The 12,920-nt window shown below is 65.9% G+C and carries 11 protein-coding genes; all 11 read left to right on the top strand.

Going from position 1 to position 12,920, the window contains the following annotated elements; all coding sequences use genetic code 11:
• Nucleotides 1-96 precede the first annotated feature (96 nt).
• The 11 genes from QM685_RS14365 to QM685_RS14315 all read left to right on the top strand — a co-directional run bounded on the left by QM685_RS14365 (nucleotide 97) and on the right by QM685_RS14315 (nucleotide 12,911).
• Nucleotides 97-1,497, top strand: a complete 1,401-nt coding sequence (locus QM685_RS14365; protein WP_415116966.1) for an MFS transporter — start codon at nucleotides 97-99, stop codon at nucleotides 1,495-1,497.
• The gene (locus tag QM685_RS14360; protein ID WP_415116964.1) at nucleotides 1,497-2,549 is read left to right on the top strand and encodes a LysR family transcriptional regulator; all 1,053 of its coding nucleotides are present in this window, start codon (nucleotides 1,497-1,499) and stop codon (nucleotides 2,547-2,549) included. The genes QM685_RS14365 and QM685_RS14360 overlap by 1 nt, the downstream gene beginning before the upstream one ends.
• A complete protein-coding gene (locus tag QM685_RS14355; RefSeq protein ID WP_415116962.1) occupies nucleotides 2,542-3,954 on the top strand; it encodes an aspartate ammonia-lyase in 1,413 nt (470 codons plus the stop codon). The genes QM685_RS14360 and QM685_RS14355 overlap by 8 nt, the downstream gene beginning before the upstream one ends.
• A gap of 65 nt (nucleotides 3,955-4,019) precedes the next feature.
• The gene (locus tag QM685_RS14350; protein WP_415116960.1) at nucleotides 4,020-4,535 is read left to right on the top strand and encodes a prolyl-tRNA synthetase associated domain-containing protein; all 516 of its coding nucleotides are present in this window, start codon (nucleotides 4,020-4,022) and stop codon (nucleotides 4,533-4,535) included.
• Between the two features lie 87 nt (nucleotides 4,536-4,622).
• Nucleotides 4,623-5,834 carry an NnrS family protein gene (locus tag QM685_RS14345; protein ID WP_415116958.1) on the top strand — a complete coding sequence of 404 codons (1,212 nt, stop codon included), beginning with the start codon at nucleotides 4,623-4,625 and terminating at the stop codon, nucleotides 5,832-5,834.
• A 37-nt stretch (nucleotides 5,835-5,871) separates the two neighbouring features.
• Nucleotides 5,872-6,288 carry a PAS domain S-box protein gene (locus QM685_RS14340; RefSeq protein ID WP_415116956.1) on the top strand — a complete coding sequence of 139 codons (417 nt, stop codon included), beginning with the start codon at nucleotides 5,872-5,874 and terminating at the stop codon, nucleotides 6,286-6,288.
• Nucleotides 6,289-6,550: 262 nt separating this feature from the next.
• A complete protein-coding gene (locus QM685_RS14335; protein ID WP_415117023.1) occupies nucleotides 6,551-8,815 on the top strand; it encodes a TonB-dependent hemoglobin/transferrin/lactoferrin family receptor in 2,265 nt (754 codons plus the stop codon).
• A gap of 91 nt (nucleotides 8,816-8,906) precedes the next feature.
• A complete protein-coding gene (locus tag QM685_RS14330; protein WP_415116954.1) occupies nucleotides 8,907-9,992 on the top strand; it encodes a hemin-degrading factor in 1,086 nt (361 codons plus the stop codon).
• Entirely contained in the window at nucleotides 9,989-10,888 is a 900-nt protein-coding gene (locus QM685_RS14325) for a heme/hemin ABC transporter substrate-binding protein (protein ID WP_415116952.1), read from the top strand. The genes QM685_RS14330 and QM685_RS14325 overlap by 4 nt, the downstream gene beginning before the upstream one ends.
• 40 nt (nucleotides 10,889-10,928) lie before the next feature.
• Nucleotides 10,929-12,050, top strand: a complete 1,122-nt coding sequence (locus tag QM685_RS14320) for a FecCD family ABC transporter permease (protein WP_415116950.1) — start codon at nucleotides 10,929-10,931, stop codon at nucleotides 12,048-12,050.
• 30 nt (nucleotides 12,051-12,080) lie between these two features.
• The gene (locus tag QM685_RS14315) at nucleotides 12,081-12,911 is read left to right on the top strand and encodes a heme ABC transporter ATP-binding protein (protein WP_415116948.1); all 831 of its coding nucleotides are present in this window, start codon (nucleotides 12,081-12,083) and stop codon (nucleotides 12,909-12,911) included.
• The last annotated feature ends 9 nt before the right edge of the window (nucleotides 12,912-12,920 follow it).

The following is a 12,920-nucleotide window of genomic DNA, read 5'->3' as shown; positions in this document are numbered from 1 at the left end:
CTACCTGCTGTTTTCTTGAAATTGCCACCCTACACTGGTCCCTGAGGTGCAACGACACGAGCACCGTACTAGACGTACTGGAGACAGGAGACGGTTGTGAGCAAACAGGTATTACTCGAAGACTTGCCTCTTCGCCCCTTTCACGTCGGAGTCGCGTTCAGCGGGACCGGCGGTCAATTCAGCGATGGCTTCGTGCTCGGTATCATCGGCATCGCGGTCAGCATGGCGGCGGGGCCACTGCATCTTGACGCGCTATGGATGGGACTGCTCGGCGCGGCCTCGCTCGCGGGGCTGTTTTTCGGCAGCATGCTGGCGGGCCCGGTCGCGGACAAATATGGCCGCCGGACTATCTTCGCGTACGACATGCTGCTCTTCGCGGCCGTCTCGGCCGCGCAGTATTTTGTGACGTCGCCCTCGCAACTGCTGGTCTTGCGCGTCGCGCTCGGGCTCATCCTCGGCGCCGATTACGTGGTGAGCAAATCCCTCGTAACCGAATACTCGCCGCGCCGCTATCGCGGCCGTCTGCTGAGCGTGCTCGCGGCGGCATGGGCGGCGGGCTACGTCGGCGCCTATCTGGCGGGCTTCACGATGCGCGACATCGGGCCCGATGCCTGGCGGATCATGCTCGCGGCGAGCGGCGTTCCGGCGCTGCTCATTCTGCCGTTCCGCCTGATCGTGCCCGAGTCGCCGATGTGGCTGATGAAGCACGGTCGCGGCAACGAAGCGCTTGCCATCATTCGCCGCAGATTCGGCCCCGAAGTCACGCTCCCGACGACGACGACAATCGCACCGCAGCAACGACAGGGCGCCTGGTCGCAACTGTTCTCGCCGCGCTGGCGCAAAAACACGCTGGTCGGCTGCGTCTTCTACACCTGCCAGGTCATCCCTTACTTTGCGCTGGGCACGTTCGCGCCCAAAGTTCTCGAGGCACTGCACGTCCAGGACAAGTTCGTCGGCGGTCTCGTCTACAACGTCCTGCTCTTCGCCGGCGCGGTGATTGGCCTGCTGATCGTCGACAGGATCTCCCGGCGCGCGTTCCTCATCGGAACCTTCTATCTTGCGGCGCTCGGCCTCGCGGTGCTGACCTACGCCAGCTTCGGGCCCGTCGGTACGATGCTCGTCTTCGGCCTGTTCGCGTGCATTCTCTCGGCGGCGGCCAACCTCGAATTCGTCTATCCGCCGGAGCTCTTTCCGACGCATCTTCGCGCATCGGGCGTCGGCCTCGCGGTCGCTTCGAGCCGCTTCGGCTCGGCCATCAGCACGTTCCTGCTGCCGCTCACCGTTCAGCACGTCGGCATCCACGCCGCGCTGGGCGCCTGCGTCGCGGTACTGCTTTTCGGCGGTATCTTCTGCCACGTGATGGCACCCGAAACAGGCGGCGAGAACATCTCCGACGTGAAGTCCGACGATGTCGCCGACGACCCGCCGGTTGCCGCCGGGCAGCATGACGCATCTTTCGCGGCCACCGCGCCGGCAGGCAGGAAGACCCGCATCTGATGACCGTTCAGGCCGGCGGCGGCCCGGATGCGGGAACATGGACCGAAACGCTCACGTCAGGACACGACATGCCGTCGAACAAACCCATCGATATGCACGCTGTACAGGTCTTCGTCGCCGTCGCGGAAGAGGGCAGCATGTCCGCCGCGGCAACGAGAATGGGCATATCCCAGTCGGGCGTATCGCAAATCATCCGGCAGCTCGAAGACGAACTGGGTGTCGTGCTGGTCAACCGGACGACCCGGCCGATGGCGCTGACACCCTTCGGCATCGCGCTGAGAAACCGGGGCGCGGTGCTCAGCGAAGAGATCGCCAATCTCAAGGCACAGGTCGTCGAAGCGGGGCGCGGCATCAAACCCGACTTGCGCATCGGACTGGTCGACTCGTTCGCGTCCACGTGCGGTTCGGTGTTTACGAAGAAACTGCTGGGCAAGGTGTCGCAACTGTCGATTCGCACCGGTCTGAGTCCTCAGCAGGGAGAAGCACTCCTGCGGCGCGACCTGGATCTGATCGTCACGAGCGACCCGTTGATGGACGCCAATGACGTGGTCCGGTATCGGCTGTTCTCCGAGCGGTACTTCGTGATAACGCCAAAGAACCTCGGAACGCCGGTGAAGACCATCGACGACCTGAAGATCCTGATCAACAGCCTGCCCATCGTCAGGTTCAACCGGACGTCCCAGGTGGGCATGCAGATCGAACGGTATCTGCGGCGCATCGAGATCCGCGCACCCGCCCGGCTCGAACTGGACAACGCCGATGCGTTGACCTCGATGGTCGCGGAAGGGATCGGCTGGGCCATTACCTCACCGATGTGTCTGCTTCAGGGCGTGACGCATGCGGGCAACGTGGCCACTCATGTGGTCGACAAGCTGGGCCTGGAGCGCTCGCTGTATCTCGTGGCGCGCCGGGACGAATACAACGCTTTCTTCGACGACGCTTGCGAAACAGCGCGCGAAGTGATCGAAACGTCGTTCATACCGAGGCTGACGGCGCTCGGTGGGGACATTGGAAAACTCATTACCGTTGGCGGAAGGAATTCTTATGAATAAGCTGGTTCAGGGCGAAGCTCGCATCGAACGCGACTATGTGGGCGAGGTCACCATTCCTGGCGACAAACTGTACGGCGTGAACACGGTTCGCGGGGTCGACAACCTCACGGTGTCACCGTTGAACATCGCCCACTATCCCGCGTTTCGAGACGCTTTCGCGCAGGTCAAATGGGCCGCGGCATTGGCCAATCGCGACAACGAGGTCATCACCGGCGAGCAGTGCGAGGCGATCGTTGCCGCTTGCAAGGAAGTCATCGACGGCCAGTTCGACTCCTCGCTCGTGGTCGACCTGATGGAGGGGTCGGGCGGCACGTCGACCAACATGAATTTCAACGAGGTCATCGCGAACCGTGCCCAGCAGATCCTCGGGCACGCGGCCGGAACGTACGAGGTCGTTCATCCGAACGATCATGTCAACCGCTCCCAATCGACGAACGATGCGTACCCCGCCGCGCTGAAGATTGCCACGTACGCGATGCTCGGACCGCTCATCGAGGAGGTCTCGCGGCTCGCGGCCCTTTTCGACGGCAAGGCCACGGAATTCGCCGACGTTCTGCACCTGGGCCGCACCTGCCTGCAGGATGCGCAGCCGATGCGGCTCGGCCAGCTCTTTGGCGGCTATGCGGCGCTGACCGAACGTCTCGCGCAGGAACTTGCCGCGGTACGGGACAGGCTTCGCACCCTGCCGCTGGGCGGCACCGCAATCGGCACCGGCTTCGGCGCGCCGGCAGGTTATCGCGCGGCCGTGTACTCGCATCTGCAAAGCGTCACCGGCGTCGATTATCAGGCGCCGGCCAATCCGTTCGATGCGATGCAGAACATGGACGTGTTCTCGCGCGTCTCCGCCGAACTTCGCACCTGCGCCGTGTCGCTGGCGAAGATCGCTTCCGACCTGACCGTGCTGTCGTCGGGTCCCGTCGGCGGACTCGGGGAGCTGAGGCTGCCGGAAGCACAGGCGGGTTCTTCCATCATGCCGGGCAAGGTCAATCCGGTCCTGCCGATGGCGATGATCCAGTTGAGCTTCGCGGTGGTCGGAAACGACGTCGCCGTCGCTCAGGCGGTTCAGTATGGCGAACTGGAGATCAATCATTTCGAGCCCGTGGTTGCGTCGCGCGTTTTCGACAGCATCACGCTGCTCACCCGTGGCATTCAGCGCTTTGGCGAAAAGTGCGTGAAGGGCATCGAGGCCGACGTCGCGCGCAACGAGAAGCATCTGATGGAATCGATGGCCGTCGCAACCGCGCTCGTTCCGAAGCTCGGCTATGCCCGCGTGAGCAAGCTCGCGCGGCAATCCGTGGCCGAAGGCCGCTCGCTGATCAGCATTCTGGACGAGTCCGGATTGCTTTCGCCCGATGACACCGTCGCGGCGATCCGCACCGCGTCGTGCCCTGTGTTCGATGCCTGAGCAATGGGCAGGCGGGAACCGGCCCCGGCATGCTGGCGGGGCCGGTCTGCTTCTGGATCATCAGGATGAACGACGACATGGCGGGAAAAGACGAAGTATTGAAGTTCCTTGAAGCAAGGCAGATTCCGTTTTCGTGCGAGGACCACGACCCGGTACTCAACATGGCGGAGTCCGGAACGTTGACGCTTTCCATAGTGGGGGCTCGCTGCAAGAACCTGCTTCTGCGGGACAGGAAAGGCCACGACTTCCTCGTCGTGACGACTGCCGCCAAGTCGCTGGACCTGGGTGAGCTCTCCGAAACGCTCGGCAGCAAACGTCTGTCATTCGCGTCCGCGGACAGGCTCTTCGAATTGCTGGGTATCCGTACGGGTTCGTTGAGTCCGCTCGCGCTGATCAACGACGAAGCGAAGCGGGTGCGACTTGTCATCGACGCCGAACTGGCCGGCGAAGAAACCTTTCTGTTTCACCCTCTCGAGAACGATGCGAGCGTATCGCTCTCCCGAAGCAGCCTGGACAGCTTTCTGCGCAGCATCGAACATCCGGCGGACTGGCTACCGCTTGCTGCGAAAAAATCAGCTTGAGGATGCCTGTCGCGAACATTCGTCGCATGCGACGAAAAAGGCCTGCGTATAAGATGAATCCATGCCTAGTCGCCGTTCGGAGCAGCCATGAAGCCGGCCATCCAGATCGAATCGGATCGAGTCAACCGCTCACCGCGCAGACCACCGCGCATCGCCCTGTGGGCGCTCGGATTCAGGCCTTTCTATCTGGGCGGCGCGCTGTTCGGCAGTATCGCCATGCTGCTCTGGCTCGGCGCGCTGGCAGGGTGGCCGCTGCTGGACTCCGCGTCGTATATGTCGGGTACGCTGTGGCACGTCCATGAAATGATCTTCGGATTTGGCGCCGCCATCGTCACGGGCTTTCTGCTGACGGCGGTTCGCGCGTGGACCAGCACGAATCCCGCGCATGGCGCCGGTCTCGCGGCGCTGTGGCTGCTCTGGCTCGCGGGCCGGATCATGATGTGGCGCGGTGCGGGTCCGCTCGGCGCGATCGTCGACGTCGCGTTTCTGCCCGTGGTTGCGCTCGTTCTGCTGCGCGTGCTCCTGAGGGCGAAGAATCTCCACAACGTCTTTTTGCCGGTCGCGCTCGGGTTGCTCGCGCTTCTCAACGCCCTCTTCCATGTGTGGGCCACCGATGGTCACGGCGACTGGGCGCTGCGCAGCGGCTGGCTCGCGGTCGGCATGCTCGTTCTGTTCGTGACGATCATCGGCGGGCGCATCATTCCGGCGTTTACCGCCAATGCGGTGCCCGGTTTCAGCGCGAAGCGCTGGCGTTTCGTCGAAGCGGCCGTCATTCCGGCGACGCTGCTCGCGTTTCTGCTGGACGCGCTCGGCGCACCGTGGCCGGCAATCGTTGCCGCGTGCGCCGCGGCGGCGGCCGTGCATGGGCTTCGGCTCGGCGGATGGCGTTCGTGGTGCGTCGGCAACCGCCCTATCCTCCTCATCCTGCATATCGCCTACGCGGGAATTCCGGCGGGCTTCGTGATGCTGGCACTCGCCGCGCCCGGTATCGCCCCGCATTCGGTCGCGATTCATATGTTCACGGTGGGCGTCATCGGATGCGCGATCATCGCCATGATCACGCGCACCGCGCGCGGACATACCGGACGCGAGCTCGTAGCCGGCCGGATCGAACTCGCATGCTACGGCCTGTTCATTCTGGCGACGTTGATCCGGGTGCTCGGCCCGTGGCTCGCGCCGCGGTTCACGATGGACTGGATAGACGTCTCCGGTCTATGCTGGGCAGCCGCGCTGATTCTCTATTGCGTCCGATACGCCGCGTGGCTTTTCCTCGCCCGGGCCGACGGCAAACCGGGCTGAAGTCCGCATCGTCCTCGAAGCGCTCAGGAGTGACGTCATGACAGAAACGTCCGCGTTGTCGGAATGGATATTCGAGCAGATGGCCGACGCCGCGATCTACGCCGACCGCTCAGGCACGATCGCACGCTGGAACCGTGCCGCCGCGGCGCTGTTCGGTCATAGCGCCGCCGAGGCACTGGGCCGGAATCTCGATCTGATCATCCCGGAACGTTTGCGGGCCGCGCACTGGCGCGGCTTCGAAGCGGCCATGACGAGCGGCGTCACGAGAACGCACGGCCGCCCGACATTGACGAGCGCGATCCATAAGGACGGCCGCAAGCTCTACGTGGAAATGACCTTCGCGCTCGTCATCGGCGCGGATGGCACGGCCTGCGGCTCCGTTGCCGTGGCGCGCGACGTCACGGCGCGCGTCGAACAGGAACGGGCCGTGGCGCGCCACGGCGGCCCCGTCTAGCGTCGTGGCGCCGGGCACGGCCTCGTAGCCCGAATCGATCCCCCGAAGCAACGCAACGACGTACTGTCGTACAACGCTTTTAGCCTCCCCTCTTATTGACAATGATTCTCATCTGCAATACATTCGCAAGGCTTTAGTAATACTTTAGATTCATTCACACAGCGTCCGCATCGTCATGCGGAGCGTCAGCCAGGTGCCTCTGATCACCCAGCCAGCCTTGGGATTAGTTTGATCGGGGGAATCACACGTGCACCATCTTCATCTGGCGCGACGCCCGCTGGCGTCCGCCCTCTTCAGCCTTTTCGGGGTACTCGGCGCAGCCGTCGTTCCCGTCCATGCGGCGGCCGACACGACAGCGGCGCCACCTCAGGACAACACGGCGCAGAGCGCCACGCATCCCGCCAACGCAGCGCTGCTCGATCCCGTCACGGTGACCGCGACCCGCACCGCCACGCCGGCCAGCCGCACGGCGGCGAGCGTATCGGTCATCACCGATACCGACCTCGAAGAGCAGCAGGCCGTCGATATCAAGGACGCATTGCGCTACGAGCCCGGCGTGACCGTGCGGCGCACGCCCTACCGGCCCAACTCGGCGGCGCTGGCGGGTGGCCGCGACAACAATTCGAGCATCAACATTCGCGGCCTCGAAGGCAATCGCGTACTGCTGATGGAGGACGGCATCCGTCTGCCGAGCGCGTTTTCGTTCGGACCACTGGAAGCCGGACGCGGCGACTATGCCGACCTCGGCACGTTGCAACGGATCGAGATCCTGCGCGGACCGGCCTCGGCGCTCTACGGCAGCGACGGGCTGACCGGCGCCGTCAACTTCATCACGAAGAACCCTCAGGATTTGCTCGATATCTACGGCAAGAAGACCTACTTCTCGCTGCGTCCCATTTACGATTCGACGGACCGCAGCTTCGGCGCGACCGTGCAGGCCGCCGGCGGCAACGACATGCTCCAGGGCATGGTGATCGCCGACGGCAGGCGCGGCCATGAAACCGGCAACCAGGGCTCGAACGACACGGCGAGCCCATCCAGGACGACGCCGAATCCGCAGGATACCTATTCGCAGACGCTGCTCGGCAAGCTCGTGGTGAAGCCCACCGCGCACGACACGTTCCGCTTCACCGCCGAAACCGTCCGCCAGCGGATCGACACCAACGTGCTGTCCGCGGTCAATCCGCCCACCACGCTGTCGCTGAACGGCAACGACCGGCTCGAGCGCAACCGCTACAGTCTCGACTACGATTTCCAGGACCAGGCCGCCCGCTTCTTCCAGACGGCCCACGCACAGTTCTACTACCAGGATGCGTCGCAGGACCAGAAGTCCTTCGAGGCGCGCGGTTCATCGGCCTCGCGCACCCGCGACAGCACGTATAGCGAGCGGGCGATCGGCGGCTCCGCATTCGCCGAGAGCGGCTTTCGCACCGGCATCCTCACGCACAAGCTGCTATACGGCGCCGACGGCAGCGTCACTCGCGTGAAGTCGCTGCGCGACGGCACGGTTCCGGGCGCGGGAGAGGCCGCCTTCCCGAACAAGCCGTTCCCCGATACCGACTACACGCTGCTCGGCGCGTTCGTGCAGGACCAGATCAGCTACGGCGCGCTGACGGTCACCCCTGGACTTCGCTTCGACTCGTATCGGCTCGGCGCGAAGACCGGTGATCCGCTGTACCTGGGCAACCCGGTCTCGTCGAGCGATCACGCGCTGTCGCCGCGTCTGGCCGTGCTCTACCAGGTGTCGCCCGCGCTGATCCCCTATGCGCAGTATGCGCACGGGTTCCGCGCGCCGTCGCCGGATCAGGTGAACAACAGCTTCGCCAATCCGCTTTACGGCTACACGTCGATCGGCAATCCGGACCTGAAGCCGGAAACGAGCGACACCATCGAAGCCGGCCTGCGCGGCAAGCTCGGCACGGCCCTCGGTCCGCTGCGCTACAGCGCGGCGATCTTCGCGGGCCGCTATCGCGACTTCATTTCGCAGCAGACCGTCGGCGGTCGCGGCACGCCCACCGATCCGCTCGTGTTCCAGTACGTGAACTACGCGAAGGCGTACATCCACGGGCTCGAAGGACGGCTCGACTGGTCCTTGCCGCATGGCTTCTCGCTGAAGACGGCCATGGCGTTCACCAAAGGCAGCGTCGACAACGCGGGCAACGCGAGCCAGCCGCTCGACACGATCAATCCGTTCTCCGCCGTGCTCGGTCTTCGCTACGAGCCCGGCGAGCGCTGGTTCGCGCAGGCCGATCTGCTGTTCCAGGCCGCGAAGAAGTCGAGCGACATCACGCCCGGCAGTTGCAGTTCGTCGACCTGTTTCGCTCCGCCGTCGTCGTTCGTCGTCGATCTGCGCGGCGGGTATCGCTTCAACAAACACGTCATCGGGTATCTCGGCGTGTTCAACCTGTTCGACCGCAAGTACTGGAACTGGTCGGACGTGCGCGGCATCGCCGAATCGTCGCCGATCAAGGATGCCTACACGGCGCCCGGCCGCAACGTGTCGGTCAGCATGAAGATGGATTTCTGAGCATGCGCGAGACCGGCGCCGTGACTGCTTCACCTGTTTCATCACCCGTCATCACCAGGATGGCGCCCGTCGGCGCCGCAAGGAGTCTGCCATGTTGAATACGTCCCGCCCCGACACGACGTCGTTGAGCCAGTTGCGTCACGATTTCCTGAACCTCAAGGCCGGGCAGAAGCTGCGCAATCGCGAAGCCGCGCATGCGTTGGGGATCAGCGAAGGCGAAGCGCTTGCGGCATTCGTCGGCGAACATGTGACACGGCTGCGGCCCGAGTTCATCGACCTGTTCGAGCAGGTGCCGCGGCTCGGCTCCGTGATGGCGCTCACGCGCAACGAGGCGGCTGTGCACGAGAAAGACGGCGTCTACGAAAACATGAGCCATCAGGGCACGGTCGGTCTCGCACTCGGCCCGGCGATCGACCTGCGCGTGTTCTATCACACCTGGGCAGCCGGCTTTGCCGTCGAGGAGCAAACCGCGCACGGCGTGCAGAAAAGCCTGCAGTTCTTCGACGCGCAAGGTCACGCGGTGCATAAGGTGTTCCTGCGCGAGCACAGCAACCACACCGCGTTCGATGCGTTCGTCGCGCGCTGGCGCATGGATGACCAGTCGGCCGGCTTCGAGCCCTTCGAGCCTTCCGTCGGCACGGCATCGCCCGTCGCGACGCCCGATAGCGCCATCGACGTGCCGGCGTTCCATGCCGCCTGGGACGCGATGACGGATACGCATCAGTTCTTCGGCATGCTGCAAAAGTTCGGCCTCGCGCGCACGCAGGCCTTGCGGCTCGCCGAGCGCCGCTACGCCTGGCAGGTCGCCAACGATGCATTACAAGGCGTGCTCGAACGCGCCGCGCAGACGGCGTTGCCGATCATGGTATTCGTCGGCAATCGCGGGATGATCCAGATCCACACCGGCCCGGTGCGGAACATTCGGGTGATGGGGCCCTGGCTCAACGTGCTCGATCCCGGCTTCAACCTGCACTTGCGCGCGGACCTGATCGCGAGTGCCTGGGTGGTTCGCAAGCCCACGAGCGACGGCATCGTCACGTCGCTTGAACTGTTCGACGGGAGCGGCGAGAACATCGCGATGCTGTTCGGCGCGCGCAAGCCGGGCCAGCCCGAACTCGACGGCTGGCGCGAGCTGATCGCGGGTATCGCGCCGCTCTACGACGAGGTGCCGGCGTGAAGGCCGCGAGCCCGCGCGTGACGCGCCGCCAGGTCCTGCTGAGCGGCGGCGCCCTGCTGCTCGGCGCGCTTGCTCCGGTGGCGCACGCGAAGGCGGTCCGGCGCGTGATCGTGGTCGGCGGCGCGCTCGCGGAAGTCGTCTATGCGCTCGACGCGCAGGACGGCGCGCGCAACGCGCTCGTCGCCACCGACACGACCTGCACCTATCCCGAGGCCGCGCGCCGCCTGCCGAAGGTCGGCTACCAGCGCGCGCTGTCGGCGGAAGGGCTGCTCTCGCTGCATCCCGATCTGATCCTGGCCTCGGCGGAAGCGGGACCGCCGGGCGTGCTCGCGCAGGTGAAGCAGGCGGGTGTCGAAGTGCTGTCGTTCGCCGAGCATCACGATGCCGCAACCGTGCGCGAGAAAATCACCGGCATTGCCGGCACGCTCGACGTCGCCGCGCGCGGCGCCGCGCTGCTCGCGCGTTTCGATGACGAATGGCAGCGTGCGCAAACCGCCGTCGACGCATCGGGACTCGCGAGGCGGCCGCAACCGCCGCGTGTGCTGTTCGTGCTCAATCACGCCGGTAATCAGGCGCTCGTCGCCGGCCAGAAGACGGCCGCCGACGCGATGCTCGGCTACGCGGGCGTACGCAATGCGATGCAGGGGTTCGACGGCTATCGGCCGCTGTCGGCGGAAGCGCTCGTCGCCGTCGCGCCCGATATCGTGCTGACCACCGACGAAGGCCTCGCCGCGGTCGGCGGCGCGAACGCGCTTCTCGCGACGCCGGGCTTCGCCGCGACGCCCGCCGGCAAGTCGCAGCGTCTCGTGTCGATGGATGCGCTGTTCATGCTCGGTTTCGGGCCGCGCCTGCCTCGCGCGGTCACGACGTTGAACCAGCGTCTGGCGACAGCGTAGTCATGCATCACGATCTCCCCGCCGCCGACGGACCCATTCGATGACGACCGATACCGACATACGCTCAGGCCATACCGCATCCGCGCCTCACCTGCGTGCCGGACGGAAGCGGCGCGCTCGCGCCCGGGGCCGGCGCGCCGCCGCGAAGCTGACGCTGTGCGCGCTCGGCCTCTCCGTTTTGCTGGCGACGCTTGCCGCGGTCTGCATCGGCGCCTACCCGATAACACCGGCGCAGGCCTGGACCGCGCTGACCGCGAGCGGCGCCGCGCTGGCCAACGATGCCGCCCTGCAACAGGCGCACACGGTGCTCGTCGACATCCGGCTGCCGCGAGTCGTGCTCGGCCTGCTCGTCGGCGTGGGATTCGGCGCGGCGGGCAGCGCGTTGCAGGCGCTGTTTCGCAATCCACTGGCCGACCCCGGCCTGATCGGCATTTCGAGCGGCGCGGCGCTCGGCGCAGCCACGCTCATCGTGCTCGGTTCGGCGCTCGGCGCGGCCCTGCCGGTCGCGCTGCCGGTGGCCGCATTCGCCGGCGCGCTCGCCGTGTCGGCGCTCGTGTACCGGCTCGCCGCCGCGCGCGGCCGGCTCGCGCTCCCGCTCCTGCTGCTGGGGGGCATCGCGATCAACGCGCTGGTGGGCGCGGCGATCGGTCTCCTGACCTACATCGCCAACGATGCGCAGTTGCGCTCGCTGACGTTCTGGAGCCTCGGCAGTCTGGGCGGCGCGCAACTGCCGCTGATCGTCGCGGTGACGCCGTTCGTCGCAATCGGCATCGGGTTGATCGCGCGCCACAGCCGCGCGTTGAACGCGCTGCAACTGGGCGAGATCGAAGCGCAGCATCTCGGCGTGCCGGTCCAGCGCGTCAAGCGCACGGTGCTCGTGGCAGCGGCGCTCGGCGTGGGCGCGCTCGTCTCCTGCACCGGCGCGATCGGCTTCATCGGACTCGTGGCGCCGCATTGCGTGCGGCTGGCCTGCGGTCCCGATCAGCGCATCGTGCTGCCCGGCGCGATGCTGCTCGGCGCCACGCTGACCGTGTTGTCGGATCTCGCGGCCCGAACCATGGCCGCGCCCGCCGAAGTGCCGCTCGGCATTCTGACCGCGTTGCTCGGCGCGCCCTTCTTCCTCGTGCTGCTGTGGCGCAGACGCTCGCAAGCAGGCCTGTAGGCAGGCCGTGTTCGACGGAGTAACAGAACGATGTTGATGACGAGCAATCTGTGCATCACGCGCGGCGGCACGCCGATCCTGCGCGATCTTTCGTTGACGGTGCGCCCCGGCACGCTGACCACGCTGCTCGGGCGCAACGGTGCCGGCAAAAGCACACTGCTGAGCGCCCTCGCCGGCGAGTTCGGCGCGAGCGGACTGCGCGACGCGTGCCGTCATACGGGCAGCACGACACTGAACGGCGAACCGCTCGATGCGATTCCATCAGGACGGCTCGCGCGTCTGCGCGCCGTCCTGCCGCAGGCGTCGCAGCCCGCGTTTCCGTTCAGCGTCGAGGAAATCGTCTTGCTCGGCCGCTATCCGCACGCGCGCCACGGCGTGCCGTCGCGTCACGATCACGCGGTGGTCGCCGACGCGCTCGCGCTGGCCGATGCGAGCGGACTCGCCGGACGCGAGATCACGACGCTCTCCGGTGGCGAACTGGCTCGCGTGCAGTTCGCGCGCGTGCTCGCGCAGCTCTGGCCATGCACGTCCGACCCACGCGATCCCGCGGACGATGCGCCCCGCTACCTGCTGCTCGACGAACCCACCGCCGCACTCGATCTGGCGTATCAGCATCGTCTGCTCGCGACGGTGCGCGAGTTGACGCGAACCTGGCACATCGGCGCGCTGGCCATCGTGCACGACCCGAATCTCGCCGCACGGCACGCGGATAGCATCGCGCTGCTCGCGGACGGGACCATCATGGCGCAAGGCACGCCGCGCGAGATGATGCGGCCCGACCTCATCGAACGCTGCTTTGGCTTTGCCGTGCGCATGCTCGACGCCGGAGACGCATTCGCGCCGGTCGCCGTACCGGTGTAGGCGATTGCG

This window comes from Paraburkholderia sp., assembly GCF_047605525.1.
GTDB lineage: Bacteria > Pseudomonadota > Gammaproteobacteria > Burkholderiales > Burkholderiaceae > Paraburkholderia.
The sequence above is the reverse complement of the archived record's forward strand: the minus strand, read 5'-3'. Positions and strand labels throughout refer to the sequence as shown.

What these genes read in the sequence shown, in the direction of transcription:
- QM685_RS14360 (WP_415116964.1), top strand. Translation starts at nt 1,497, where the DNA reads ATGACCGTTCAGGCCGGCGGCGGCCCGGATGCGGGAACATGGACCGAA.
- QM685_RS14355 (WP_415116962.1), top strand. Translation starts at nt 2,542, where the DNA reads ATGAATAAGCTGGTTCAGGGCGAAGCTCGCATCGAACGCGACTATGTG.
- QM685_RS14350 (WP_415116960.1), top strand. Translation starts at nt 4,020, where the DNA reads ATGAACGACGACATGGCGGGAAAAGACGAAGTATTGAAGTTCCTTGAA.
- QM685_RS14345 (WP_415116958.1), top strand. Translation starts at nt 4,623, where the DNA reads ATGAAGCCGGCCATCCAGATCGAATCGGATCGAGTCAACCGCTCACCG.
- QM685_RS14340 (WP_415116956.1), top strand. Translation starts at nt 5,872, where the DNA reads ATGACAGAAACGTCCGCGTTGTCGGAATGGATATTCGAGCAGATGGCC.
- QM685_RS14330 (WP_415116954.1), top strand. Translation starts at nt 8,907, where the DNA reads ATGTTGAATACGTCCCGCCCCGACACGACGTCGTTGAGCCAGTTGCGT.
- QM685_RS14320 (WP_415116950.1), top strand. Translation starts at nt 10,929, where the DNA reads ATGACGACCGATACCGACATACGCTCAGGCCATACCGCATCCGCGCCT.
- QM685_RS14315 (WP_415116948.1), top strand. Translation starts at nt 12,081, where the DNA reads ATGTTGATGACGAGCAATCTGTGCATCACGCGCGGCGGCACGCCGATC.